Below are 23,079 nucleotides of genomic sequence, written 5' to 3'. Positions count from 1 at the left end.
CCCGTGCATCGTCGCCTGCTGGTCGTCCTCGTGCCCCTCGCGGTGCTGCTCGTCGCCGCGCTCGGGGTGCCGCTCAGCGTCAGCGTGGCCGAGCGGGAGATCCAGGAGACGTACGTCGACCGGCTCAACGACGTCGGCAGATTCGCCTCCCTGGCCGAGACCGCACTCTCCACCGGCAGGACCGAGGCGCTGCACCGGGAGCTGGCCCGCTACCACGAGCTCTACGGCATCCCGGTCGCGGTCATCGACACCTCGGGCACGGTGCTGATCGGCCCTGTGGGCGCATACCAGAAGGCGGCCAGGAACGAGCCCGCGCTGCCGCGCATCGTGACCGCGGCGCTGGCCGGGACGAGACCGGAGCCGTCCGGCGACTGGGCGCCGTGGGACGACTCCGCGCTCGTGGTCGCCGAGCCGGTGGGTCGCGACAGCGAGGTCGTCGGCGCCGTCGTGACCATCTCCGATCTGTCGAAGACCCGGCAGGGCATCCTCGTGCGGTGGGCCCAGCTCGCCGCGCTCGGCCTGCTCCCCCTGGTCGCGCTGACGGCCGTGGCCTGGCCGGTGTCGGCGTGGGTGCTGCGGCCGGTGCGCGAGCTGGACGCGGCGAGCTCGCGCATCTCCCAGGGCGACCTCACCACCCGGGCCGACGCCGAGGCGGGCCCGGTCGAGCTGCGGCGGCTGGCGGAGTCGTTCAACACCATGATGGACGCGGTCGAGAACGCCGTGCAGCGGCAGCGGGCGTTCGTCTCGGACGCCTCGCACCAGCTGCGCAACCCGCTGACCAGCCTCCGGCTGGCCGTCGAGAGCCTGGAGCCGCACCTGCGGGAGAACGGCGAAGGGCGTCAGGTGTACGACGTCGCCGTGGACGAGCTCAAGGCGATGCAGCGGATGCTGAACTCGTTGCAGGCCAGCGCCCGGATGGAGAGCATCAGAACGGCGTCGCCCGTCGACCTGGACGCGGTGCTGGCGACCCGGGTGGAGCGGTGGCGGGCGCTGACGGCGACGGCCGGGCAGACCTTGACCGTCGAGGTGCCGGCCGGGCTGCGGCTGCTGGAGCCGCCCGGCGGGCTGGGCAGCATCCTGGACGAGCTGATCAGCAACGCGTTGCGATTGTCGGACGCCCGGCTGGTTGAGGTCAGCGCCCGCGTGGCCGCCTCCGTCGGGGCGGGCGCCGGTGGAGCCGTCGAGATCGCCGTCCGTGACGACGGGCAGGGGATCGACGTGTCGGAACGGGCTCAGGCGCTGCGGCGGTTCTGGCGGTCGCCGCGGCATCAGAACGTGCCGGGGACCGGGCTGGGGCTGGCGATCTGCGCCGATCTGGTGGGGGCGGCGGGGGGTGAGCTGCGGCTGGAGGACGGCCTGCCGCGGGCGGGCGGGGAGGGGCACGGCTTCGCCGCGGTGGTCGCGTTGCCGGTCGTGAGCGAGACGAGCTGATCGCGCTCGTGGGCTGGACGTGGTCGCGCTCGCCGATCGTGTCTTGTAGGCGAGCCGACCTCAGCGTTCGCGTACGACGCGGTGTTCAGCGTTCGCGTACGACGCGGTGTTCAGCGTTTGCGTTCGGCGATGGCGTTCAGCGTTTGCGTTCTTTGAACCAGGCGGCCGCGCCAGGATGCAGCGGAGCCGAGGCGGTGGCGATCCCGGTGCGTACGTTGATCTGCCACGCCACGGGAATGGCCTCGGCCGCGTCGCGGCTGGCCGAGGTGATGGTGCGGGTGTGCGTGAAGACCGTGTCGGTGATGGCGTACACCAGGTCGGCGGGCAGATCGTCGCGGGCGAGCAGCACGTTAGGCACCGCCACGGTCCGGGTCGCGGGGACGCCGGCGTAGGCGGTCGCCGGGATCATGGCGGGCGCGTACGGGCCGGGGAACGCCGTGAACAGCCCGTCCGCCTGCTCGTCCATCGGGATCAGCCGGATCGCGTGCCGCTGCGCCAACTCGGTGATGGCGGGCGTCGGGACTCCGGTCAGGGAGAACATCGCGTCGATCGTGCCGTCGCGCAGTGCCGCCGCCGACTCGGCCTGGCTGAGGTAGCGGCCGTCCGTCTCCACCCGGCCGAGCCGCAGCAGCCGCAGCGAGGTGAACTCCGTGCCCGAGTCGCGGGCGCCGAGGGAGATGCGTTTGCCGTGCAGGTCACGGAACTTCCTGATCCGCGAACCGGCCATGACGACCAGGTGCAGGTGGCTGTCGTACAGGCGGCAGATCGCCGAGAGCCCGCCCGGCGTGCTGCCGTCGGCCGTGATCAGGGCGTCGAGGCTGGTCAGGCCCAGGTGCACCGCCCCCGCCCGTAACAGCTGGATGTTGTCGGTGGACGCCCCGCTCGGCACGGTGACCACCGTGACGCCGGGCACCTGCTCGGAGATGTGCTCGGCCAGCGCCCCGCCGATCCGCCGGTACACCGCGCCCGCCGGTCCGGTGGCCAGCCGTAAGTGGGTGCGGCCGGCGTCGGAGCGCCGGGCGGAGCAGCCCGCGAGCACGCCCCCGGCGGCCAGCAGCACCACCCGCCGGCTGAGCCGTAACCCTCCGCCGGCCTTGCGGACGAGCGCCTTCGCGCTCGCTCCGCCTGCCTGAGGGACGGGCATCTTCGTGCTCACTTCGTGAACCCGCCGGTCCTGCTCCACCGCAACACGGACGATCCGCGCCTGAAGGTGATCTGATTTCCGCCGTCGCCCGCCGAGATCCGCTCCCAGCCGTCGAAGCTCCGCGTCAGGTGGTGCGCCCACGTACGCAGGTCCCCCACGCCCACGGCGGCGATGGACTCCATCGGTGGCTCGCCGTCCGAGCAGTAATGGCCGAAGTCCGCGATGGCCGCGACGGTCTTTCCGAAGGCCCGGAGCTCGATGCCCTGACACGCCTCGGTCTTCGTGCCGTAGATGAGGCGCGGTCGCGTCCAGGTGCCGGTCGGGCCGCTGGAGTGCTGCTCGAACAGCCCTTTGCCGCGCCGATAGTGCATGGCCACCCGCCGCCCGTCGGCCAGCTCGGCCATGGCGTTGTACGGATCCCCTTCGCCGTTCCAGCGGATGTCACTCTTGCGCAGCCCCACAGTGGCAGGCGGCGCGGAGGTGGCCGGCGCGGGCGTGGTCGGCGCGGGCGTCGCCCGTACGCGCACAGGCTCTTGACCCCCACACGCCGCCACCAGCAGGAACACCCCGGCGAGCACCAGCGGACCGATCTTGTTCATCTCTGGTCATCACCGCTCTGTTCGAGGACCGGACTCGCAGGGGCGGCGGCGTCGAGCGCCGGGGCGAGCGGTGACAAGGCCGCCCGCATCAGGTCGGGCAGCGAGCCGGACAACACCACCAGCCCGCCCGCCGACGCGCCCGCCGACGACAGCCAGGACTGGAGCGCGAGCTTGGCCGCCGTGCCGACGCAGGCGGCCAGCACCTCGGCGGCGAGCCGGTCCATGCCGCCCGTACGCTCGACCAGCGCCTCCGCGAGCGGCCCGGCCAGCGAGCCCGCGGTCGCGGCGTAGGTCTCGCGCAGGGCCGGGCTGGCCGTGATCATCAGCAGCGCGTCACGCGCCTCGTCGCCCGGATCCGTGAACTGCTCGACGACGGCGTCGATCACGGCGTCGGACAGGCGGACGCCGGCCGGACGGGCGGTCACGGCCGCGGCGATGCGTGACTCCCTGTCCGCGGTGACCGCCGCGACGATCGCCTGCTCGCGGCTGGAGAAGTAGTTGTTGTACGTCCTCGGGGACACCCCCGCGGCCTCGGCGATGTCGTCGACGCGGACGTTCTCCGGCCCCTGCTCCAGCGCGAGCCGCAGGGCGGCGACCCGGAGCGCCTCCCTTGTGGCCTGTTTCTTCCGCTCCCGCAGGCCCGGACGGCGTGTACTCACCCCACCACCCTTCCAGGATCGCCTACCTCCGCGCAATATGCGCACACGCAATTTTGCGCGTACGCATGTTTTAGCGGTACGGTCGAGCCCTCGTCTCCTACGAAAGGACCTGATCCCCCATGCGAGCCAAGGGCATCGCCTACGACACCGGCTTCATCAGCGCTCCCGGTCAGCCCAGCTCCCGCGAGCCCTTCGACCCCGAGACGGTCCTGCGGGAGCTGACCATCATCCGCGACGACCTGCACTGCGACGCGGTCCACATCGTCGGCGGCGACCCCGACCGGCTGGAGATCGCCGCGCGCCACGCCGCCCGGCTCGGGCTGGAGGTCTGGTTCTCGCCGTACTCGCTGGAGCTGACGCCCGGCGAGATCCGCACGCTGTTCGACGACTGCGCGGAGCGGGCCGAGCGGCTCAGGGCCGAAGGGGCGGAGGTCGTGTTCGTGGCCGGCGTCGAGCTGAGCATCATGAACCGGGGGTTCATCGACGGCGACACCATCGCCGAGCGGCTCGGCCATCTGCTGGCCGACCCGGACCGCAGGCCGGAACGGCTCGCCGCCGTCAGCACCCGGCTCAACGCCTTCTTCCGCGAGGTCGTGCCTTCCGTACGTGAGCGCTTCCACGGGAAGGTGACGTACGCCGCCATCCAGTTCGAGCAGGTCGACTGGGACCTGTTCGACTTCGTCACGCTCGAACTCATCCGCTCCGCCGAGGTCGCCGACCGGTTCCGCAGCGGCGTACGCGACATCGTCACCGCGCAGGACAAGCCCGTCGCGATCACCGGCTTCGCCTGCGCGACCTGGCGCGGGGCCCCCGACGTCGCCCCGCGCAGCATGGAGATCACCCGCCACGACGAGGCCACCGGCGTCACCCGCATCGACGGCGTGTACGAGCGCGACGAGGCCGGGCAGGCCGCGTACCTGGTCGAACTGCTCGACATCTTCGACGGCGAGGGGGTCGACAGCGCCTTCCTCTACCTCTTCGCCCTCTACACCTACCCGCACCGCCCCGACGGCGACCCCCGCGACGACCTCGACCTGGCCAGCATCGGGATCGTCAAGGTCCTCGAACCGGGACGCACCGGCGTCACCTATCCCGGCATGCCCTGGGAGCCCAAGGAGGCGTTCGCCGCGGTCGCCGCCTATTACGCCGGCACCCGAACGGGCGAACCCGCGCCGTCCTCTTAGTCAGAGTCAGCGGCCGTGGCCGCACCATCGGTGACCCCGGTCAGGCTCGCCGGACGACCGAATCGTTGCAGGAGCGGAACCTCACGCCAGGAGGTGCCGTGAGCGCTCGGCCGACTCCAGCATGTCGAGGCAGACCCGTTCCAGGAACAGCCCGCCCTTCGTCAGCCGCCGCCCCACGGCGCTGTCGGGGCCGAACGTCTCCTTCGCCGCCAGCGCGGCCCGTACCGTCTCCAGGGTCTGCCGGGCGCCGATCACCACCGACCGGTACCAGGCCTCGTCGTCGACCACGTAGATGTCGCGGCGCCGCCGCGGGTCGCGCTCGCGCCGGACGTACCCCTGCTCGACCAGGTAGTTGACGGCCACCGACACGGACGCGGGGCTGACCTTGAGCCTGCTGGTCAGCTCGGCCGCGGTGCGTCTGCCGTCCTCGGCCAGCAGCAGGTCGAGGTGGACGCGTGCGGTCAGTTTCGGCAGCCCCGTCCTGACCGCCAGGTCCAGGATCTCCGCCTCCAACGCGCTGCCCGGCGATCCGTCCCCGCGCGGAGGCGCCGGCGTGCCCCGCCGGGCTCGCCGGACCGTCGCCTGATGTGCCTGCTGGGGCCGGTAGCCGCCGGGGCCGCCGTTGCGTGCGACCTCCCGGCTGACCGTGGACGTCGGCCGGGCGAGCCGCCGGGCGATCTCGGCGTAGGAGAGCCCGCCGGTCAGGCCGGCCGCGATGTGCTGGCGTTCGCGCTGGGTCAACCGTCCTCCTGGCATGCCGCCAGTATTGCCTTCGCCAGCAGTCATTGCAACGCTACATTGCGTTCGCGCACAGCGTCATTGCACCGATTTATCGGCTTTTAGCTGGGCAAACAGCCTTTGGTCGATTGACGTTGTTCCGAATGCAACGTAGCTTTCATGCTGAGCCGAACACGTACTATCGCGAAAGCAGGACCAGGCATGAGCGAAACCGTCCACACCGCGCCGGCACTGCCGACCGCGCGTCCGCCCGGCTGCCCCTTCGACCCGCCCAAGGAACTGCTCCAGGCCCGCGAGCACGGCCCGATCAGCCGTTACCTCTTCCCCGGCGGACACGAGGGCTGGCTGGTCACCGGCTACGACCTGGTCCGATCGGTGCTGGCCGACCCCAGGTTCAGCTCGCGCAAGGAGCTCATGCGCCACCACCCGCTGATCGACTACGGCGACATCGAGGTCCCCCCGGCGCCGCCCGGCGAGTTCCTGCTGATGGACGAGCCCCGGCACAGCCGCTACCGCAAGCCGCTGGTGGGCAAGTTCACCGTACGGCGGATGCGGCTGCTCACCGAGCGCGTGGAGCAGATCACCGCCGCGCACCTGGACGCGATGGAGCAGGCCGGGCCGCCGGCGGACCTGGTCACCGCGTTCGCCAAGCCCATCCCCGCGGTCGTCATCTGCGAGCTGCTCGGAGTTCCGTACGAGGACAGAGGCTCCTTCCAGGAGAACATCGACATGTTCCTCGGCGGGGAGGCGACCGACGAGGAGCTGTACGCGGCCTACCTCGCCACTCAGCAGTACCTCGCCGAGCTGGTCGCCGCCAAGCGCGCCAACCCCACCGACGACGTGCTCAGCGACCTGCTCGACAGCGACCTCACCGACGAGGAGCTGCGCGGGATGGCGCTGATCCTGCTGTCGGCCGGATTCGACACCACCGCGAACATGCTGGCCCTGGGCACCTTCGCGCTGCTGCGCAACCCGGAGCAGCTGGCCGCGCTGCGCGCCGATCCCGCGCTGACCGAACCGGCGGTGGAGGAGCTGCTGCGCTATCTGAGCGTGGCCAAGACGTTCACCAGGGTGACGCTGGAGGACGTCGAGCTGGGCGGGCAGAGCGTCAAGGCCGGTACGACGCTCATCCTGTCGTACAACACCGCCAACCGTGACCCCGAGCGCTTCACCGACCCGCACGTGCTCGACCTCGGCCGGCGGGACGGCGGCCACCTGGCCTTCGGCCACGGCATCCACCAGTGCCTGGGCCAGCAGCTGGCCCGCGTCGAGCTGCGGGTCGCCTTCCCCGCGCTGCTCAACCGCTTCCCCGGCCTGCGGCTGGCCGTACCCGCGGAAGAGGTCGCCGTACGCCCGGAGACCGCCGACATCTACGGGCTCAAGAGCCTCCCCGTCACCTGGGACGCCTGATCTCGCGGCCTTTCACCCGGCCTGCTGCCTGCGGACGATCTCGTTGATCCAGGTCGGCGCGAACGGAGACGTGCATCCCGGGGACGTCGGATAGTCCTTGAGCACCTCCAGGCGCTCGCCGATGTCGAGGGCACGGGCGCGGTGCTGGGCGTGGTCGATGCCGATCTGGGCCAGACAGTGGTTCATCGCCCACTGCAGGCGATCCGGGGCGTCCCGCATCTCCGCCTCGATGACGTCGAGCAGCGCGGGCAGGTCGAGGCCCTCGGGCTTCTTGGCCACCCGCTCGATGGTCAGCGCCCAGCCGGCACTCGCCACCACCGGATCGGGATCGGCGAACCAGGCCACCCGCAGCTCCTCGGCGTGCGGGCTCTTCTTCACCACGTAGTTGACCAGCCAGTCGTGCACCTTGGGCGCGCGCGTCTCACGGATCATGGCGTCCAGCTCGGCCAGCGAGAACGCCTTCGGGCGGCAGATGAGCAGCGCCAGCAGCCTGGCCGCGGTGTCGTCCGTCTCCCAGAGGCGGCAGGCGAGCTCGTGCTGCGTCTTCAGGCGCTTGGCGACGGCGCGGAGCTTGCCGAGGTTGACGCCGTGATCGTCGCCGTGCCGCTCGTTCACCTCACGCGCCTGAGCGTCTTCGAGCCCGGCCAGCTCGGCCATGACCTCGGCCACCGTCGTCTGGGGCGCCGTCTTGGCCACCGTCGTCTGAGCCACGTCAGCCTCCTTGCCGTTCCGTCCCGTGCTGGCAGCCTACGACGGAGCCCGCCGTGCTGCCGTACTGACGACCTGCCTGCTCGTCACGACACCACCCCCGCCAGCCCCTCAAGCCGCCGGACGACCTCGTCGATCGGTACGGACGTGTCGATCTCCACCGTGCACGTCGCCGCCTCCACGGTGTTCGGTGAGCAGCTCGCTGATGGCCGGCTCCTGCCACACCCAGTCGGCCGTCCCGTCGGGCAGGGTCTCCCAGCGGCTCCACCGGTCGGTGTCCGTATCGACGGCGCGATGCCCCCTGGTGGCCAGCATCTCCGACGCCGTGGACTTGCCGGTGCCCGACATCCCCGTGATCAGGATCTTCACCATCCTCGAAGTCTGCCCTCAGCCCACGTCCGCCGGGCGCGCGCGACGATGAAACTTTCAACATTCGCGTCGGCAATATGGCTCCGCGGGTCCGGCCCCCGGCCTGGTGAGCAGACCTCGCCCCGCTGCCCCTGGTTCCTTCGCAGCCCTTAACGCCGGGCCGAATCAGCCGCCCCCGACCGCTTCTCTGGACGGCCTGGGCCCTCGACCGTACTCTCCGGGCGGGCTCCACCGACATCATTGAAGAGATGAGGTTGGAATTGACACGTTCGCCAGCACGTCGCGCGGCCGGCTCTGTCGCCATCGTCATCGCCACCCTCGCGGCGATCCTGATGCCCGTCACCCCCGCCCACGCCACTTACGGTCCGGACCAGCCCGTTTCCATCACGGTGACCTCGAACGCCGGCCCGCCGCTCATGCTCGCCCAGGTGACCGGCACGGTCGCGTTCGACGACGGGAACACGAAGTTCAGGTACGCGCTCCGGCTGTGCTGGGGCAGCGGGGCCTATCCCAAGCCGAACCTCTACGTCTCCGTCAACGGCAGCAGCACGTTCTATCCAGGCCAGACGAGCACGTCGCCCGCTCCGGCCGGGTGCCAGTTGTCGCTGTACCACCACGACGGTGAGTACACCCACCCCTCTACCATCACCAACATCACTGTGTACGTGACGGGTGGCTGGTTCTATCCAGGCCAGACGTACAACAGCCGGACCAAGTCCTTCACCTACGACAACCCGTACAACTGAGTGGTCCTGAGGGCCCGGGCGGGTGGCCTGAGACCACCCGCCCAAGGCCCGCTGCGAGGAGAGAGTCGCCCGCTACCCGCACCCGCTCCCTCGCGCTCGCGCATGACACCGCACACCGCACGGGTTGCAGCACCGGCCGTTCACCGCGCCTCGGGCACCCATGATCCGTCGACCGGGACGCCGGCCGCCGCGGCGATGCGTTCGCGCGACTCCAGGAGCCGTGCGCGCAGCGCCGGCAGGTCGACGCCGAGCAGCCGCCCGTCCCGTTTGACCGCTTCACCCGCGACGAAGACGCTGTCCACCAGGCCCGGATGACCGGCGGCGACGACCGTGCCCAGGGGGTTGCCGACAGGGAAGACGGAAGGGTCCTCGGCGTCGAGCAGGATCAGGTCGGCGTCCTTGCCGACGGTGATGCTGCCGGTCCTCGCGTCCAGCCCGCACGCCCGCGCACCGTCCACCGTGGCGAAACTGACGACGTCCCGCGCCGTCAAGCCGCCATGCACCGGGGTGTGGCCGATGTCCAGGCCACGCTGCACGGCCAAGGCCGTCCGCATGGTGGCGAACATGTCACCCCCCGCGGACGGGCAGTCGTCGATCGAGAACGACGGGCGGATCCCGGCGGCCAGCATGCGTCCGGTCTCCGGCCAGCCGATGCCCATCTTCAGCTCGACGTCCGGGCTGATCGACACCGAACAGCCCGCGTCGGCCAGCATCGCCACCTGCTCGTCGGACAGGCCGTTGCCGTGCACGAAGGTCGTACGGTCGTCGAGCAGCCCGCGTTCACACATGTCGGCGACCGGGCGGCGGCCGCTGGGCCGGCCGGTGCCGCCGTGCACATGCACACTCACCCGCAGCCCGAGCTCGCGCGCGAGTGCGACATCGGCGGCGGTCTCGTCGATGGTGCTCAGTTGCGGCCCGCGCAGACCCAGCGCCATGCCGTCGTCCGGCAGTTGTGCCCGTACGCGCTTGATCTCCGGTGCGATGTCCGGCCCGATGGCCCCGTAGCAGAACACCGACCGGCCGGGCGCCTCGCGCAGCGCCTGGATCGCGGCGTCGGCGTTCTCGGGACGGTCGGAGCAGTGGAACCAGTCGAGCAGCGTCGTGACACCCGAGCTCAGCGCCTCGATCCGCCCGAGCAGGTTGCCCAGGTAGACGTCCTCAGGCCGGTAATGAGGCCGAAGCGTGCCGTGCACGGCGACGCGGTACTGGTCGAACGTCCAATCCGCGCCGACGCCGCGGAACGCGGTCTGCCAGGTGTGCCGATGGGTGTCCACGAACCCGGGCATCACGATCTTGCCCGTGGCATCCACGACCTCGGCGCCGGCCGCGTCCACGCTCGCACCGACCGCGGCGATCCGCCCGTCCTCGATGAGCACGTCCCCCCGCGGCAGATCCCCCACCTCCGGATCCACACTGATCACCATGCCACCACGCACCACTGTCCTCATGGCCATGCGCGTTCCTTCCCACTGAAGTTGATGCATCAACTTTAGGTCGATGAAGTTGTCACGTCAACTGCCCGTCACCAGGTACGATTCCGCCATGCCGGAGACGCTGGAACCCGACGAGTGGAACTTCTGGGACACCTGGATGCGCGCGCAGCGCCTGCTCGTCCGCGAACTCGACCGCGCCCTGCAACGTGACCACGGCATCTCGAAGGCGGAGTTCAGCGTGCTGGTGACGCTGTCGCGGGCATCAGGCGGGGAGATGCGCGTCGGGGAACTCGTCGATTCCCTCGAATGGGAGAAGAGCCGCGTCTCACACCAGCTCACCCGCATGGAGAACCGCGGCTTCGTAGCCCGAACCGAAGGCGGCCCCAGCGGCCGCCGCACCCGCATCGGCCTGACCGCCCAGGGACGCCGCGTCGTCCAGGACGCCGTACGCGGCCACGCCGGCAACATCCGCCGCTACTTTTTCGACTCACTCACCCAGGAGCAGGCGGCGACCATCCGCGAGTGGAGCGAGCACCTCATCACCCGCATCGACCCACCCAGCGACAACCCGACGCCCTGAGGACTTCACCAGGTTTTACGGACTTAGCGGGCAATTCATTACGCGACCTGAGGGATGCCCGCGAGCGACATGCTGTTGCCGTCCGGGTCGAGAACCTCCACATGACGCACGCCATTGGAGTAGGTCTCCACGGGCTCGTGCTCAATGCCGTGGGCGGCCAGCCGGGCCAGAATCTCATCAAGGTCGGTGACACCGAACGTGATCATGGTGCCACCGACGCGTGCGGCCCGCACATCCCGATCGTCGATGACCAGATAAGCGTTCTCACCCACCCGCCACAGGTACTCCTCGCCGATGACCTCGTCCGCCGGCCGCCCGAAGAACACCTCGTACCATTTCAGCGACACCGCCCGATCCCGTACGCACACGACGCTGTGCATGTCCACGCATCCGCTCCTTTCATTTGGCCCTCATCGAGGAGACGTCTCCCGCGACCGAAACTCATCGCCAACCGGGAGTGATCGTGAACCACCTTTCGGACAGGTAGCGCACACGATCGTGCACACGAGAGATGCCGAGCGCGGTGTTGTAGGCGGCGAACGGCGGCCATTGGAACACGAATATCGCCAGTTCTTCCAGCAACAGCGCCCGCTCGAACGCGGCGCGGCTTCCGCCGCAACGGTCCAGGTAAGCGATTGTCGCGGCGGGGGAAACGAGGGCGCCGTCCGGCACTGCGCGTACATTGACGAAAGCGAGATCGGAGGAGGCCCGGCCGATACCCGCACTCTGCCAGTCGCAGAAGACCAGCCCGCTCATATCATGAACGATGTTGCTGGTATGACAGTCGCCGTGCACGAAACCGCCGGCTGCGCTGCGAGCTCCGCACGTAGCTCCACGCGGGCGGCGAGGAGCTGGGACAACTGGGGCAGCACCGCACCCCAGAACTCGGTGATCGTCTGGGTAGCGGGTTCGGCCATGGCGGCCAGAAGAGGCTGCGGCCCATTCCAGCTCTCATCGAGCGGTCCGGGCATGGCGTGCATGGCGGCCAGATCTCGTCCCAGTTCCGACCATGCGCGGTCGGTCCATTCCCGCGCAGGCAGGCGATCGCCGGCGTGAGCCAGCAGTAGGGCTACCCCTGCCTCGGTTTCCAGTGAATCGAACAACGGCGGTGTGCGGAGTGGCACCTTGGCCGCCAGTTCCGTGTAGAAGCGCAATTCGCGGCGGGCGCCGTGCAACGCCTCGACGCCAAGGCTCGCCGGCGTGACCTTGAGAAAGGCCGTCCGGCCCTCGAACGTCCGCGCCGAATGCAGACCCGCACCGGAACGTGCATCCGCCGGCTCGGCGTCATCGCGATCGATGGTGATCCCGAACCTGCGTACAGCCAGAGAGATGATGTCGGAGCTCACGGAGTGGCCCCCTCACGGTTCAGGCGGCGAATACCGCTGTCCGCTTCTACTCTTCTCCGGTCTCCTGCTTCGGCGCGAACGCGTACGAGAGGGCGATTCCGAGACTCACGGCCATCGACATACCGAGGATGAAGCTGTCCAGCGCGACACCCAGGGCCACGCCCATCGCGATGCCCGGCCACATGCCGGCCTTCCAATTGAAGGAGTCCTTACGGTTCGTCATGGTCCGATCCTCGTACAGAAGCGCGTAGCAGCATAGACGTCACAGTCACAAGTACGACATGACAGTTGTCACCCGCGACGGCAACGACAGCCCGCCCCAGGCTCGACCCCAACTGACGTCGTAAAGATCGAGCCGGAACGATGGGCTTCACCATGACCGGGCACGGCCGTGGAAATCCAGTCGACAGACAAACAGCGGCGCATGCACGGTGATAAGCCAACCACCCGTCTCCAGGCAGGACATGAGCCGATCGCAGGAGTCGCACTTGGCAACCGTGAGAGCCGCGAACGACCGCCCCACGATCACTGCCGCACTGGCCAGAAAGCTGATCGACACACAGTTCCCCCAGTGGGCCGCGTTGCCTCTCGAACTGCTCGACCCGGCCGGCTCGGACCACGTGATCTACCGGCTGGGCGAGCACTTGTCCGTCCGGCTGCCCCGCCACGGCGGCGCCATCGGACAGGCCCAGAAGGAATTCGACTGGCTACCCCGGCTCGCCCCACACCTCCCCCTGGCCATCCCCGTACCGGTCGGAGTGGGTGAGCCCGACTTCGGCTATCCGTGGCGATGGGCGGTGTCCCGCTGTTTGGAGGGCGAGGTGGCCACGGTCGAGGCCCTGGCCGACTCATCCACGGCCGCCGTCCAGCTGGCCGAATTCCTCACCGCCCTCCAACAGTTCGATCCCGATGATCAGGAGCCCCGCACGGACCTCACCGGCCGACCACTGGCCGCCCGGGATCGCGCCACACGAGCCGCCATCAAAGAGGTCGCCGACGTCTTCGACCCCACCGCCATGACCGACCTGTGGAACGCGGCCCTGAACGCCCCGGAATGGGATCGACGCCCGGTCTGGTTCCACGGCGACTTCCACACCGGCAACCTGCTGACCATCGACGACCGCCTCAGCGCGGTCATCGACTTCGGCGGCCTCGGCCTCGGCGACCCGGCCTGCGACCTCATGATCGCCTTCACCCTGCTGTCACCCACCAGCCGCGCCACCTTCCGCGCCACCCTCGACGTGGACGACGCCACCTGGACCAGAGGCCGCGGCTGGGCCCTCACCACCGGCCTGAACGCCTACACCACCTACGCCGCCACCAACCCCCGGATCGCCACACAAACCACCCGCCAAATCACCGAGGCCCTCATCGGCTAGAACAGGCTTTGTGGAGGAAGCAGTCGCGTCCACGGGCGCGGTCACTAATCCGCCATTCCCTCGGCTAAGGCCACCGCAGCGCAGGCGTCGGAGGCGCGTCTCAGCTTCCGCTCCACCTCTCGCGAACGCCTGGGACGCCATTGCCGGGTCGTGGAGCGCGCGTTCGAACGCCTAGGTGGGATCATCGACACGGCGGCGCCGTTCACGGAAGGCTCCGCCGTACCCTCCGAGAACTGAAGGCGGCCCTCCCGACATGCCTCCCTCCTTAAGGCTCGCGCGGAACCTGATCTGGCTCCAGGCGACACTCTCCCTGATCAGCGTCGTTCTGGGGATCCTGGCGTTGGCCGCCGGCTCCACCGAGGTCTTCGAGCACCTGCTCTACCTCCCCTCCTACGTCCTGTCACTCGCGACCGGTCTGCTGGCGAACCGGTGGCGCACCCGTCGCCCGCGGGTCCGTGACGTCACCATCGCCGTCCAGCTCGCCATCCCCTTGCTCGACTTCGTCTACTTCCTGTTCGACGGCACCCTTGAGTGGGTCGTCACCGCACCGTGGTCCGCGCTCATCGTGACTCTGCTCCTGCTTCCTCCAGCCAGAACCTGGTTCACCCCCGTACTCCAGCCTCCAAGCCCGCCGCAGCCGGCGCCACCCGCCGTCGCCTGACGGGCGTCGCAACTATCCGCGCCCGGGAGGCCGGCTGGAACAGCGCCAAACAAAACCACAGCGTCGGCCCTCACCCCACCTTCGTCACTCTGCACGGCGTGGGGGCGGTTCAGCAGCCGCCCGGCATTCCCACGACGGGTCTGCCGGAGAACGGGTGATCCTCCGGGGCCGTGGCCTGCTGTGCGAAGAGGGTGCGGACGCGGCCGGGGGTGTGGCCCAGTTCGTCGCGCATGACGCGGGTCAGGTGGGCCTGGTCGTTGAAGCCGAGGCTGACCGCGAGCCCGGCCAAGTCGGTTTCGCCCTGTTCCAGGGATGTCAGCGCGCGGCTGACCCGTACGCGGTTGCGGTAGCGGCTCAGCGGCATGCCCGCGTGATGGCGGAACGTACGGCTCAGGTGGGACGGCGAGGTCCGCAGGAGGCGGGCGAGGGGGACGAGGCCGGCACTGGCGGGCTCGTCGGCGAGGATCGCCTCCTTGGCCCGGTTGGCCAGGTCTTCCCGCCCGGGCGCGGGTACGGCCTGGGGGCGGCCGCGGAGGGTCAGCAACAGGAGGTCGAGGACCGCCTCGACCGCCTCGACGTCCGGGTCCGCGCCGGCGCGCAGGAGCAGGCGGTGGGCCAGTTCGAGCCGGGCGTCCACGGGGATCGCGGGGGAGCGGGTGACGTCGAGCCCGGCCGTCAGCACGTCGTCGACGAAGGTGACCTCCGTACACACGTCGCCGCCCGCCGGGTGGGCGAAACGCAACTCCTCGTCCGCGTGGTGCAGGTAACCCGTGGCAGGCTCGACGGTCACGCGCCGGCCGCGGGACTCCACCCGGAAGCGGCCCCGACGGACCAGCACGATCTGGGCGGCGCGCGACGACTCGGGAGCCGACCAGCGGACGTGGTCGTCCGTGCACCGAACGGTCCTGATCACAAAGTGCGGGCTCTCGATCACCCTCTTCGCGGTACGCACCCGGCCAACCCTACGGACCGGCTCCGACAATCCCGTCCGCATATTTCTTCAAGACCGGGCGAGCGCGTACGTCCGATGCTGGGCGAATGACTCTCTTTGCGCCCCCGGCCACGACGGCCGCCCGCCGGGGCCGGATGCTGGCCGTGCTCCTCGCAGGGGAGGTCATGGCGTCCATGGACAGTTCGATCGTGTCGGTGGCGGCGCAGACGATACGGGATGATCTGCGCGCCGGCGGCGCCGCGATCCAGTTGATCGTGTCGGGCTATCTGCTGACCACCGGCGTGCTCTTCGTCACGTGCGCGCGGATCGGTGACGTCATCGGGCAGCGGCGGGCGTTCCTGCTCGGACTCGGCTGGTTCACCGGCGCGTCGCTGCTGTGCGGGCTCGCCCCCGACGCGGCCACGCTGGTGCTCGCCCGCGTCGGGCAGGGCGTGGGGGCGGCACTGCTCACCCCGCAGATCTTCGCGCTCATCCAGCTGCACTGGGACGGGGCCGCCCGCCGCCGGGCCATCGGCGTCTACAGCATGGTGCTCGCCCTGGGGGTCGCGCTGGGGCAGGTCGTCGGCGGGCTGGTGGTCAGCGCCGACCTCTTCGGCCTGTCCTGGCGGCCGGTTTTCCTGCTGAACGTCCCAATCGGCGTGGTGCTGCTGATGCTCGGCCCGCGGCTGCTGCCTGCCTCCCGTACGGACGGGCAGGCGCGCCTCGATCCGGGCGGAGTGGCCGTCCTGACCGTGGCCATGGCCGCGGTCACCGTGCCGCTCATCTTCGGCCCCGACCACGGCTGGCCCGCCTGGGCCTGGGGCTCGCTGGCGTGCGGCGGGCTGCTGCTGGCGGGGTTCGTACGGCACGAGAGGCGAGCACGGCATCCGCTCCTTGACCCGGCAGTCCTGCGGCCGAACGGGGTGAAGCCGGGCATGGCGGCCTGCTGGATCACCATGGGCTGTTACGCCGTCTTCGTCCTCACCCTCACACTGCACCTCCAGACCACGCTGGGCTTCTCGCCGCTGCAGGCGGGGATGGCCTTCGTGCCGTACACGCTGGGGTTCGGCGCGCTCAGCCTGACCTGGAACCGGTACCCGCCGAGGCTGGTGCGGGCCCTGCCGATCGCCGGACCGATCGCGTTCGCGGCCGGGGCGACCCTGCTGGTGCTCCTGTGCGGCGCACGATGGCATGCGGTCGGCTCCGTACCGCTGCTGATGCTGGCCGGGGCCGGGCACGCCGCCGGGTACAGCCCGCTGATCGCGTCGATCACGGCGCGGGTGGAGCCGCGACTGGCGTCGGCGGTCTCGGCGCTGAACGCCACCGGCCCTGTGCTGGCCGGGGTGATCGCCGTCGCGGGGCTGGGCAGCGTCTATTTCGCGGCACCCTCCTCCGCCGACGGCCTCCTGCGGGTCGTGGTCGCGCTCGCCGTCCTGCTCGGCGTCGGGACGGTGTGCGCCGTACGAGCCACACTGGCGATCAGGGCACTTGCCCTCGCAGGCTAACGGCACGAACGTACCGTCAGCTGTTCAATCGCAGAGCGTTTCTGGCTGGCGAAGCTTGGAAGACGGCGACTTTACTCACCACTGCACACAATCTTGCTCGGACTTGTCGGGAAGCGGCGGACCACGTAAGAATCAGTTTCGCCTTCAACTACTTGGTTGGAGCGCCACCGCACGGATGAGGAGAGGCATGAAGCGCACCATCCCCATGCTCGTCGCCACCGGCTTACTCGGCGCCACGCTCACCGCCGTCAGTCCCGCGTCCGCAGCCACCTCTTCTGCAGTCGACTGCACCAAAAGCGGCTACACCAGGGTCGTGAACAGCTACGTCCCGACCAACATCGAAAGGCCCGCGATCGACGGCCGCAGCTACAACATCGGCGGCCCGCTGGCGTACACGTACGAGATCTGCCTCGACATCCCGGACAACGAGAGATTCACGATCGAAGTACGGAGCTGGACCAACCAGCAACAGAGTTCGTTCGTGGACGACCGGCCCGGAGACAAGGTCTTCCGCTACTCGATCCCTCCCAACAGCTTCTGGCAGATCTACGGCACGTTGACCGGGCCGGGCAGCACGTACATCTACTACACCTGGCACGAGAAGCAGACCCAGGCCTGACGCGAACCGGGCCGGCCACCTCACTCAGCGACGTGGCCGGCCCGCCATGAGCACGGATGCGGCCGTTTCGGGCGACATGACGGATCGGGTCAGGCAGGGCCCTCGGCGCGGGCGTGGGCGTCGAGGATTTGGGCGACCGCTTCGGTCACCTGGACGGCGAACGGGATGTTCAGCCATTCGTCCGGTACGTGCGCGTTCGAGTCCGCGCCGAGCGCGCCCGTGACCACGAACTGCGCCTGCGGGTACCGGCGGCCGAGCAGCTCCATGAACGGGATCCCGCCGCCGATGCCCAGGTTCTGGCACGGCTTGCCGAAGACGCGGTCACCGACCTCCCGCAGCGCCGAGGCCAGCCAAGGCGCCGTGGCGGGCACGTGCCAGCCGTTCATGACCATGTAGTCGCCGACCTCGACCTGCGCCCCGTACGGTACGTCGGTCGTGAGGGTCTTCTCCAGCGCGGCCCGCGCCGCCTCGGCGTCGGCCGTGGGGGGCAGGCGGAAGCTCAGCCGCAGGGAGGTCCAGGGGCGCAGCACGGCTCCCGCCACCGCGGGGTCCGGGAGCCCGGCGGCGCCGGTCACGGACAGGGTCGGCCGCCAGGTGTTGTTGAGGACCAGCTCGACCTCGTCGTCGGAGACCCGCGTCATCCCCGGGAGCAGCGGGAGCCGGGGCACGGCGACCTCCGGATGGAGCGCGACCAGCTCCGCCGCCTCCGCGCGCCGTTCGTCCGGAATGGGCACCACCATCTCGGCCACCTTGACCTCGCCGGTCTCCGGGTCCTCCACCCGATCGAGCAACTGGCGCATGACGCGGAAGGAGCTCGGCGCGATGCCACTGCCGAGCCCCGAGTGGATGCCCGACTCGAGGATGCGCACCGTGACGGTCGCCTGCACCGCGCCACGCAGACTGGAGGTCAGCCACAGCCGCTCGTAGTCGCCGCCGCCCCCGTCCAGGCACACCACCAGCGACACCTCGCCGAGCCGGTCGCCGAGATGCTCCAGGTACGCGGGCAGGTCCGGGCTGCCGGACTCCTCGCCGGTCTCCAGCAGCAGGACCGCGCGGGCGTGTTCGCCGCCTGCCCCGCGTACGGCCTCCAGCGCGGTCGTGGCGGCGTAGCCCGAGTACCCGTCGTCGGCGGCCCCGCGGCCGTAGAGCCGGCCGTCGCGGATCACCGCCTGCCACGGGCCCAGACCCTCCGACCAGTCACCGAGCGGCGGCTGCTTGTCGAGGTGCCCGTACAGCAGCACGGTCCCGATCGCCGTCGCGCCCGGCGTCGCGGGCACGTCCACCAGCAGGAGCGGGGCGCGGCCGTCCAGCTGCACGACGTCGCACCGCGCGCCGGGCAGGCCCCGCGCCGCCACCCAGGCCCGCACGTGCTCGACGGCGGCCCGCAGGTGACCGTTCTCCTCCCAGGCGGCGTCGTAGCCGGCGGACACGGCGGGAATCTCCACCAGACCGGAGAGGCTGGGCAGCACGTCCGTCTTCCAGGCTTGGCTGATCGATTCGCGAAGTTTCTGAAGGTCCATGCGGTAATACTGGCCCAACCGCCGCACCGCTCACGCACGGCGGGCGCGCTCAATGGCACGCATGTGGCACGGTGATCATGTCGTCGTCAGGGCGGGAGCTCCCCCAGGAGGGCGTTGATGACCGATGCGATCAAGCGGGTGCCGTTCGATGTGGAAAGCTACAGCCGTCGTTCGCGGACGAGACCGTGCTTCATCTGCGCGATGGTCAATGGGGATACCGACCAGCCGGAGGAGATCGTCTACGACGACGGGGAGCACATCGCGTTTCTTCCGAGCTTCTTCGTACTGCCTGGGTACGTGCTCGTGGCGCCCAAGCGCCACGTCGAGCACGTCGTGCGCGACCTTTCCGAGGACGAGTTCGTCGCGGTGATGAAGGTGGTACGCCGAATCGCGCTGGCCTTGGAGGCGAGTGTGCCCTGTGAGCGGACGTATCTGTTGTCCTTGGGAAGTCAGCAGGGGAACGCTCACCTGCATTGGCACATCGCGGCGCTGCCGCCTGGGGTGCCTTACGAGCAGCAGCAATATCACGCTCTCATGTCGGAGAACGGGGTCATCGAGCGCACCTCCGAGGAGATTTCCGCGTTGGCCGCCAGAATACGGAATTCTTTGGGCGCGTAGCTTGAGCGGCCCTCGTGGTGCGAAAGGGGGCACTCGGACGGCTTTCCGACCCTGGTCGCGCCGTTAGGCAGAACCGTCAGCTCACTCGCCGATGAAAAGCCCCGGCGCTGAGCCGCAACCTTGCCACGCTGTCGTGCATCTAAACCGCCATGAGATTAGGAATGATCAAGCGTGTGACGGCATGGACGACCGCCGCGACCGTCGTGAGCGTCCCCCTGGCCGCCGCATCGACGCTGCCCGCCTCTGCGGTCTCGTCCGCCACCGCCGCCTCCGCCTCCGCCTCCGCGGCGAAGACGATTTCGTTTCGAGGCATGCGTCTCACCGTCCCCTCCAAGTGGACGGCGCATAAGAGCGACACGATCTGGGACCTTCTCACTGTGCAGACCCGGCCCGGCTGCGACCGCAAGAAGACCGGCTGCCCATACTTCAGTATCGGCGGCCCCAACATGATCCACGGCTCCAACGACCCGAACTGGATCGGGGAAAGGTACAACCCCGGCCGCGCCCCCTTCCACCCCGAGACCAGCGTGATGCCCTGCCGCTACAACCGACAGAGCGACATCGACGATCTGGAGCGCTTCCCCGGCGGCTACAAAGGAAAGACTGTGGTGTCCGGTCACCGGCAGGTGGGCAAGGGCCACAAGGCCCGGTACTACGAATGGGCCGTCGAATGTTACGACGAGAAGAAGAAGCGGGTGACCAGGAAGTTCGTTCAGCGGGAGTGGTACCTGCGGAAAGAGAAGATCGTCATCGTGGACGGATTCAACACCCCCGGCCTCGCGGACGCCATCAAGCGCGCCACCTGGAACTGACCTCGAATCGAGCGACCTTCGTCACCGACCTCGGGCACCCTGCGCCCGAGGTCGGTGATGGCCCGGCTGTAGCTATGTGGAGTCGTTGCCCCAGGCGAAGTTGAGATGCTCCGCTAGTTCCTCAGCCGTGCCCCCTTGGTTGAGGAGAGCACGTGCTGCCTGGGCCTGCTTGATCGTGGGCAGGTGCCCGTCGAGGAGGAAGGGGAGCAAGAGTCGCCGTGCCACTACCTCACGCCACGAGATTGCGGACGGCCTGCGCACCACCGACACGTTGACCCGTAGCGCGTGCTCATTGCCCGGCGGAACGCCGGGCCGATCGACCTCGATGGCGACGTACCGGAACCCGTTCGCCAGGTCACAGGCGGCGCAGCCGGCCGGCCCTCGGCTCAGCCTGCCGCCGCACTCGGTGCAGGCGAGCCGGTCGTAGGCGGCGTCCACCACTCGCCACGGGTGCCTGTTGGGCTCGTCGATCACCATCTCGGCGACGTCGCGCTCGTCCAGGGCGGTCAGCGTGCCGAAATCCTGCACGACGAACTCCCGCCATCCCGATTCGACGATCTCGTCAACAAGACCGGCGCATCGCTCACAGTCAGGCGCTCCGGCGGGCTCCCACTGGTCGCATTCCCCGCACCGCCGCATTCTCGAACGGTACTCGCCGCCCCAAGCCGGACTCACCCGATTATCGCGTCGGGACCTCACGCCGTAATGGACCGCGGCCGACTACCGCTGCGACACCCAACCGGCTCGTCCTCATCCCTCGCCGGTGGCCGCGGCGCGCAGGGCCGCGGCGACGACGCGTTGGCCCTGCGACGGCTCGGGCCTGGTCACGGTCAGAGTGGTACGCCCGGACCACGCGGGGTCGTCGACCTCGACGATGGCGATCCCGGCAGGCAGGCCGGGAACGGCGATGCGGGCGACGGTGGTGATGCCGAGCCCGGCGGCGACGAAGCCGAGCCTGGCGTTCCAGTCGCGGATCCGGTGGGCGATCCGCGGCTCCGGCAACGTCGGCCAGGCGCCGAACTGCGGGTCGCCCCGCAGACCCGCGCCGACGATCCAGGGCTCGCCGGCCACGTCGTCGACCGTGACGCGCGCCCGTCCAGCCAGGCGGTGCCCCAGTGGTACGGCGACGACGCCCATGCCGCTCTCCGTCAGGCGCTCGGTTCTCAGGTCGTGCAGGTCGTACTCGGGCAGCCCCTGACCCACGGCGATCACGGCGACGTCGACCCCGCCGGCCCGCACCTGGCGCAGGAGCGCCGGGCTGGAGGCCTCGTGCAGTTCCACGGCCAGCGCGGGGTGCTCGCCGGCGAGCGCGGCCACCGTACGGGGAATGAGCGACCAGGTCGCGGTCGGAAAGGCCCCGAGCCTCACCTGCTCGGCGAGCGTGTCGGAGAGCAGGGCCAGGTCGCGGTTCATCGCGTCGAGCTCGGCCAGCACGACGACCGCCCGGCGTGCGACCGCCTCGCCGGCCCGGGTGGCCTCCACCCCACGGGCCTTGCGTACGAACAAGGGCATTCCGGCAGCCGACTCCGCGGCCGCCACCTGCCGGGAGATCGCCGACTGGGTGTAGCCGAGGAGGTCGGCCGCCGCGGTGAAGGATCCGGTTCCGACGACGGCGTGCACGACGCGTAGTGCGGGAACGGTGAACTCCGCCATGCGAGCAACCTAATCCATGCGTACTCCGCATGTCTAATATGCGAAAGACTCGTTTGTGGAATGGCTTGTGCGCCGGGATGCTGGAACCAAGAGGAAACACCTTTGGAAGGGAACGACCCTGATGTCCAAGATCTGGTTCATCACCGGCGCATCGCGGGGCTTCGGCCGCCTGTGGACGGAAGCCGCACTGAAGAGAGGTGACCGGGTCGCGGCCACCGCCCGCGACGTCACCGCGCTGGAGCCGCTCGCGCGGCGGTTCGGGGACGCCGTCCTGCCGCTACCGCTCGACGTCACCGACCGGAAGGCGGTGTTCGACTCGGTGGAGCGAGCCGTCGAACGGTTCGGACGTCTCGACGTGGTCGTCAACAACGCCGGCTACGGACTTTTCGGCATGGTCGAGGAACTCACCGAGGCCGAGCTGCGCGCCCAGATGGAGACGAACTTCTTCGGCACCGTCTGGGTCACTCAGGCGGTCCTGCCCGTGCTCCGGGCCCAGCGTTCCGGCCGGATCATGCAGGTTACGAGCGAGGGCGGCGTACGCGCCTACCCCGGGATCGGCGGATACCACGCCTCCAAGTGGGCGGTGGAGGGCCTGTCCGAATCGCTCGCCCAGGAGGTCGCCTCGTTCGGCGTCCATGTGACGGCGGTCGAGCCGGGCCCTTATGCCACGGATTTCGGCGCCGGTACGAGCATGCGAGCCACCGACCGTCACCCCGATTACGCCGCCGTCCACGAAGCGACCGCCAAGGAATGGATCCTGGGCGACCCGAAAGCGACCGCGGACGCGATTCTCACTATCGCCGACGCCGAGAATCCTCCCCGGCGGATTCTCCTCGGGCACACACTTCCCGAAGTCGAGGACATCTACGCCGAGCGGCTTCGCGTGTGGCGGGAGTGGGCATCGGTCACGGAGGCGGCGTTCGGCGAGCGGATCATTCCCGTAACCGCCTGACGAAGCGACTCGGCTCGACTGGAAACAGGGGTTGAGTTCCGAGCTGAGCGCCCGCTGCTCCTGCTTCCTCACCAGTCTGGAC

27 protein-coding genes are annotated in these 23,079 nt (G+C 69.6%); 12 read left to right on the top strand and 15 right to left on the bottom strand.

Going from position 1 to position 23,079, the window contains the following annotated elements; all coding sequences use genetic code 11:
* Nucleotides 1-3 precede the first annotated feature (3 nt).
* Entirely contained in the window at nucleotides 4-1,431 is a 1,428-nt protein-coding gene (locus tag B0I32_RS35775) for a sensor histidine kinase (RefSeq protein WP_106247339.1), read from the top strand.
* A 136-nt stretch (nucleotides 1,432-1,567) separates the two neighbouring features.
* On the opposite strand, the gene B0I32_RS35770 is transcribed toward B0I32_RS35775, so the two are convergent.
* Genes B0I32_RS35770 through B0I32_RS35760 form a run of 3 tightly spaced genes read right to left on the bottom strand, consistent with a single transcriptional unit; the run spans nucleotide 1,568 to nucleotide 3,833 of the window.
* On the bottom strand, nucleotides 1,568-2,575 hold the full coding sequence (locus tag B0I32_RS35770) for a TAXI family TRAP transporter solute-binding subunit (RefSeq protein ID WP_106247688.1): 1,008 nt from the start codon (nucleotides 2,573-2,575) through the stop codon (nucleotides 1,568-1,570).
* An 8-nt stretch (nucleotides 2,576-2,583) separates the two neighbouring features.
* The gene (locus B0I32_RS35765; RefSeq protein ID WP_219912179.1) at nucleotides 2,584-3,174 is read right to left on the bottom strand and encodes a hypothetical protein; all 591 of its coding nucleotides are present in this window, start codon (nucleotides 3,172-3,174) and stop codon (nucleotides 2,584-2,586) included.
* Complete coding sequence (locus tag B0I32_RS35760; RefSeq protein WP_106247338.1) at nucleotides 3,171-3,833, bottom strand: TetR/AcrR family transcriptional regulator; 663 nt, start codon at nucleotides 3,831-3,833, stop codon at nucleotides 3,171-3,173. Before B0I32_RS35760 ends, B0I32_RS35765 begins: the two co-directional genes overlap by 4 nt.
* 119 nt (nucleotides 3,834-3,952) lie before the next feature.
* Between B0I32_RS35760 and B0I32_RS35755 the strand changes: the two genes are divergently transcribed.
* Entirely contained in the window at nucleotides 3,953-5,017 is a 1,065-nt protein-coding gene (locus B0I32_RS35755; protein ID WP_106247336.1) for a glycoside hydrolase family 113 protein, read from the top strand.
* A gap of 81 nt (nucleotides 5,018-5,098) precedes the next feature.
* On the opposite strand, the gene B0I32_RS35750 is transcribed toward B0I32_RS35755, so the two are convergent.
* On the bottom strand, nucleotides 5,099-5,758 hold the full coding sequence (locus tag B0I32_RS35750; RefSeq protein WP_219912178.1) for a MarR family transcriptional regulator: 660 nt from the start codon (nucleotides 5,756-5,758) through the stop codon (nucleotides 5,099-5,101).
* A gap of 198 nt (nucleotides 5,759-5,956) precedes the next feature.
* On the opposite strand from B0I32_RS35750, the gene B0I32_RS35745 reads away from it, so the two are divergent.
* A complete protein-coding gene (locus B0I32_RS35745; protein ID WP_106247333.1) occupies nucleotides 5,957-7,165 on the top strand; it encodes a cytochrome P450 in 1,209 nt (402 codons plus the stop codon).
* Nucleotides 7,166-7,177: 12 nt separating this feature from the next.
* Here B0I32_RS35745 and B0I32_RS35740 read toward each other — a convergent pair whose 3' ends face one another.
* Both B0I32_RS35740 and B0I32_RS35735 read right to left on the bottom strand, forming a co-directional pair.
* Nucleotides 7,178-7,822, bottom strand: coding sequence for a DNA alkylation repair protein (locus tag B0I32_RS35740; protein ID WP_106247685.1), 645 nt, complete (start codon nucleotides 7,820-7,822; stop codon nucleotides 7,178-7,180).
* Nucleotides 7,823-7,984: 162 nt separating this feature from the next.
* Nucleotides 7,985-8,245: a DEAD/DEAH box helicase family protein gene (locus B0I32_RS35735; protein WP_106247331.1), complete on the bottom strand. Its 261-nt coding sequence runs from the start codon at nucleotides 8,243-8,245 to the stop codon at nucleotides 7,985-7,987.
* Between the two features lie 245 nt (nucleotides 8,246-8,490).
* Here B0I32_RS35735 and B0I32_RS35730 point away from each other — a divergent pair, with 245 nt between their 5' ends.
* Nucleotides 8,491-8,988, top strand: coding sequence for a hypothetical protein (locus tag B0I32_RS35730; protein WP_146178437.1), 498 nt, complete (start codon nucleotides 8,491-8,493; stop codon nucleotides 8,986-8,988).
* Between the two features lie 140 nt (nucleotides 8,989-9,128).
* On the opposite strand, the gene B0I32_RS35725 is transcribed toward B0I32_RS35730, so the two are convergent.
* Nucleotides 9,129-10,442 (bottom strand): amidohydrolase family protein, encoded by a 1,314-nt coding sequence (locus B0I32_RS35725; protein ID WP_219912177.1) that lies wholly within the window; start codon nucleotides 10,440-10,442, stop codon nucleotides 9,129-9,131.
* A gap of 88 nt (nucleotides 10,443-10,530) precedes the next feature.
* Here B0I32_RS35725 and B0I32_RS35720 point away from each other — a divergent pair, with 88 nt between their 5' ends.
* Complete coding sequence (locus B0I32_RS35720; protein ID WP_106247682.1) at nucleotides 10,531-11,001, top strand: MarR family winged helix-turn-helix transcriptional regulator; 471 nt, start codon at nucleotides 10,531-10,533, stop codon at nucleotides 10,999-11,001.
* 38 nt (nucleotides 11,002-11,039) lie between these two features.
* Here B0I32_RS35720 and B0I32_RS35715 read toward each other — a convergent pair whose 3' ends face one another.
* The 4 genes from B0I32_RS35715 to B0I32_RS58070 all read right to left on the bottom strand — a co-directional run bounded on the left by B0I32_RS35715 (nucleotide 11,040) and on the right by B0I32_RS58070 (nucleotide 12,570).
* A complete protein-coding gene (locus B0I32_RS35715; protein WP_181308192.1) occupies nucleotides 11,040-11,381 on the bottom strand; it encodes a VOC family protein in 342 nt (113 codons plus the stop codon).
* A 61-nt stretch (nucleotides 11,382-11,442) separates the two neighbouring features.
* Nucleotides 11,443-11,757 carry a hypothetical protein gene (locus B0I32_RS56785; RefSeq protein ID WP_106247326.1) on the bottom strand — a complete coding sequence of 105 codons (315 nt, stop codon included), beginning with the start codon at nucleotides 11,755-11,757 and terminating at the stop codon, nucleotides 11,443-11,445.
* Nucleotides 11,754-12,347, bottom strand: a complete 594-nt coding sequence (locus B0I32_RS58075) for a hypothetical protein (RefSeq protein WP_106247324.1) — start codon at nucleotides 12,345-12,347, stop codon at nucleotides 11,754-11,756. Before B0I32_RS58075 ends, B0I32_RS56785 begins: the two co-directional genes overlap by 4 nt.
* A 46-nt stretch (nucleotides 12,348-12,393) precedes the next feature.
* Nucleotides 12,394-12,570: a hypothetical protein gene (locus B0I32_RS58070; protein ID WP_181308141.1), complete on the bottom strand. Its 177-nt coding sequence runs from the start codon at nucleotides 12,568-12,570 to the stop codon at nucleotides 12,394-12,396.
* A gap of 274 nt (nucleotides 12,571-12,844) precedes the next feature.
* Between B0I32_RS58070 and B0I32_RS35700 the strand changes: the two genes are divergently transcribed.
* Nucleotides 12,845-13,726, top strand: coding sequence for an aminoglycoside phosphotransferase family protein (locus B0I32_RS35700; RefSeq protein ID WP_245956246.1), 882 nt, complete (start codon nucleotides 12,845-12,847; stop codon nucleotides 13,724-13,726).
* A 253-nt stretch (nucleotides 13,727-13,979) separates the two neighbouring features.
* Nucleotides 13,980-14,387, top strand: a complete 408-nt coding sequence (locus B0I32_RS35695; protein WP_106247321.1) for a hypothetical protein — start codon at nucleotides 13,980-13,982, stop codon at nucleotides 14,385-14,387.
* 109 nt (nucleotides 14,388-14,496) lie between these two features.
* Here B0I32_RS35695 and B0I32_RS35690 read toward each other — a convergent pair whose 3' ends face one another.
* Entirely contained in the window at nucleotides 14,497-15,339 is an 843-nt protein-coding gene (locus tag B0I32_RS35690; RefSeq protein WP_106247319.1) for a helix-turn-helix domain-containing protein, read from the bottom strand.
* Nucleotides 15,340-15,425: 86 nt separating this feature from the next.
* Here B0I32_RS35690 and B0I32_RS35685 point away from each other — a divergent pair, with 86 nt between their 5' ends.
* Nucleotides 15,426-16,823 carry an MFS transporter gene (locus B0I32_RS35685; protein WP_219912176.1) on the top strand — a complete coding sequence of 466 codons (1,398 nt, stop codon included), beginning with the start codon at nucleotides 15,426-15,428 and terminating at the stop codon, nucleotides 16,821-16,823.
* Nucleotides 16,824-17,010: 187 nt separating this feature from the next.
* The gene (locus tag B0I32_RS35680) at nucleotides 17,011-17,442 is read left to right on the top strand and encodes a hypothetical protein (protein ID WP_106247316.1); all 432 of its coding nucleotides are present in this window, start codon (nucleotides 17,011-17,013) and stop codon (nucleotides 17,440-17,442) included.
* Nucleotides 17,443-17,531: 89 nt separating this feature from the next.
* On the opposite strand, the gene B0I32_RS35675 is transcribed toward B0I32_RS35680, so the two are convergent.
* Nucleotides 17,532-18,962 (bottom strand): M20/M25/M40 family metallo-hydrolase, encoded by a 1,431-nt coding sequence (locus tag B0I32_RS35675; protein WP_106247315.1) that lies wholly within the window; start codon nucleotides 18,960-18,962, stop codon nucleotides 17,532-17,534.
* Between the two features lie 117 nt (nucleotides 18,963-19,079).
* Here B0I32_RS35675 and B0I32_RS35670 point away from each other — a divergent pair, with 117 nt between their 5' ends.
* The gene (locus B0I32_RS35670) at nucleotides 19,080-19,580 is read left to right on the top strand and encodes an HIT family protein (RefSeq protein ID WP_106247313.1); all 501 of its coding nucleotides are present in this window, start codon (nucleotides 19,080-19,082) and stop codon (nucleotides 19,578-19,580) included.
* Nucleotides 19,581-19,741: 161 nt separating this feature from the next.
* Nucleotides 19,742-20,392, top strand: a complete 651-nt coding sequence (locus B0I32_RS35660) for a hypothetical protein (protein WP_181308139.1) — start codon at nucleotides 19,742-19,744, stop codon at nucleotides 20,390-20,392.
* A gap of 72 nt (nucleotides 20,393-20,464) precedes the next feature.
* On the opposite strand, the gene B0I32_RS35655 is transcribed toward B0I32_RS35660, so the two are convergent.
* Both B0I32_RS35655 and B0I32_RS35650 read right to left on the bottom strand, forming a co-directional pair.
* A complete protein-coding gene (locus B0I32_RS35655) occupies nucleotides 20,465-20,920 on the bottom strand; it encodes a hypothetical protein (protein ID WP_245956222.1) in 456 nt (151 codons plus the stop codon).
* Between the two features lie 222 nt (nucleotides 20,921-21,142).
* Complete coding sequence (locus B0I32_RS35650) at nucleotides 21,143-22,045, bottom strand: LysR family transcriptional regulator (RefSeq protein WP_106247309.1); 903 nt, start codon at nucleotides 22,043-22,045, stop codon at nucleotides 21,143-21,145.
* Between the two features lie 121 nt (nucleotides 22,046-22,166).
* On the opposite strand from B0I32_RS35650, the gene B0I32_RS35645 reads away from it, so the two are divergent.
* Nucleotides 22,167-22,997, top strand: a complete 831-nt coding sequence (locus B0I32_RS35645; RefSeq protein WP_106247307.1) for an SDR family NAD(P)-dependent oxidoreductase — start codon at nucleotides 22,167-22,169, stop codon at nucleotides 22,995-22,997.
* The last annotated feature ends 82 nt before the right edge of the window (nucleotides 22,998-23,079 follow it).

Origin of the sequence: Nonomuraea fuscirosea (assembly GCF_003001935.1) — a bacterium.
In the GTDB taxonomy this organism is placed as follows: Bacteria; Actinomycetota; Actinomycetes; order Streptosporangiales; family Streptosporangiaceae; genus Nonomuraea; species Nonomuraea fuscirosea.
Note: the sequence above shows the minus strand (reverse complement) of the source record. Positions and strands in the feature narration are given on the sequence as shown.

Excerpts from the sequence above, each read along its gene's own strand:
- B0I32_RS35670 (WP_106247313.1), top strand. The coding sequence starts at position 19,080 with ATGACCGATGCGATCAAGCGGGTGCCGTTCGATGTGGAAAGCTACAGC.
- B0I32_RS35720 (WP_106247682.1), top strand. The coding sequence starts at position 10,531 with ATGCCGGAGACGCTGGAACCCGACGAGTGGAACTTCTGGGACACCTGG.
- B0I32_RS35740 (WP_106247685.1), bottom strand. The coding sequence starts at position 7,822 with ATGGCCGAGCTGGCCGGGCTCGAAGACGCTCAGGCGCGTGAGGTGAAC.
- B0I32_RS35725 (WP_219912177.1), bottom strand. The coding sequence starts at position 10,442 with ATGGCCATGAGGACAGTGGTGCGTGGTGGCATGGTGATCAGTGTGGAT.
- B0I32_RS35765 (WP_219912179.1), bottom strand. The coding sequence starts at position 3,174 with ATGAACAAGATCGGTCCGCTGGTGCTCGCCGGGGTGTTCCTGCTGGTG.
- B0I32_RS35660 (WP_181308139.1), top strand. The coding sequence starts at position 19,742 with ATGATCAAGCGTGTGACGGCATGGACGACCGCCGCGACCGTCGTGAGC.
- B0I32_RS58070 (WP_181308141.1), bottom strand. The coding sequence starts at position 12,570 with ATGACGAACCGTAAGGACTCCTTCAATTGGAAGGCCGGCATGTGGCCG.
- B0I32_RS35675 (WP_106247315.1), bottom strand. The coding sequence starts at position 18,962 with ATGGACCTTCAGAAACTTCGCGAATCGATCAGCCAAGCCTGGAAGACG.
- B0I32_RS35730 (WP_146178437.1), top strand. The coding sequence starts at position 8,491 with ATGAGGTTGGAATTGACACGTTCGCCAGCACGTCGCGCGGCCGGCTCT.
- B0I32_RS35645 (WP_106247307.1), top strand. The coding sequence starts at position 22,167 with ATGTCCAAGATCTGGTTCATCACCGGCGCATCGCGGGGCTTCGGCCGC.
- B0I32_RS35680 (WP_106247316.1), top strand. The coding sequence starts at position 17,011 with ATGAAGCGCACCATCCCCATGCTCGTCGCCACCGGCTTACTCGGCGCC.
- B0I32_RS35755 (WP_106247336.1), top strand. The coding sequence starts at position 3,953 with ATGCGAGCCAAGGGCATCGCCTACGACACCGGCTTCATCAGCGCTCCC.
- B0I32_RS35745 (WP_106247333.1), top strand. The coding sequence starts at position 5,957 with ATGAGCGAAACCGTCCACACCGCGCCGGCACTGCCGACCGCGCGTCCG.
- B0I32_RS56785 (WP_106247326.1), bottom strand. The coding sequence starts at position 11,757 with ATGAGCGGGCTGGTCTTCTGCGACTGGCAGAGTGCGGGTATCGGCCGG.
- B0I32_RS35715 (WP_181308192.1), bottom strand. The coding sequence starts at position 11,381 with ATGCACAGCGTCGTGTGCGTACGGGATCGGGCGGTGTCGCTGAAATGG.
- B0I32_RS35685 (WP_219912176.1), top strand. The coding sequence starts at position 15,426 with ATGACTCTCTTTGCGCCCCCGGCCACGACGGCCGCCCGCCGGGGCCGG.
- B0I32_RS35650 (WP_106247309.1), bottom strand. The coding sequence starts at position 22,045 with ATGGCGGAGTTCACCGTTCCCGCACTACGCGTCGTGCACGCCGTCGTC.
- B0I32_RS35695 (WP_106247321.1), top strand. The coding sequence starts at position 13,980 with ATGCCTCCCTCCTTAAGGCTCGCGCGGAACCTGATCTGGCTCCAGGCG.
- B0I32_RS35735 (WP_106247331.1), bottom strand. The coding sequence starts at position 8,245 with ATGGTGAAGATCCTGATCACGGGGATGTCGGGCACCGGCAAGTCCACG.
- B0I32_RS35770 (WP_106247688.1), bottom strand. The coding sequence starts at position 2,575 with ATGCCCGTCCCTCAGGCAGGCGGAGCGAGCGCGAAGGCGCTCGTCCGC.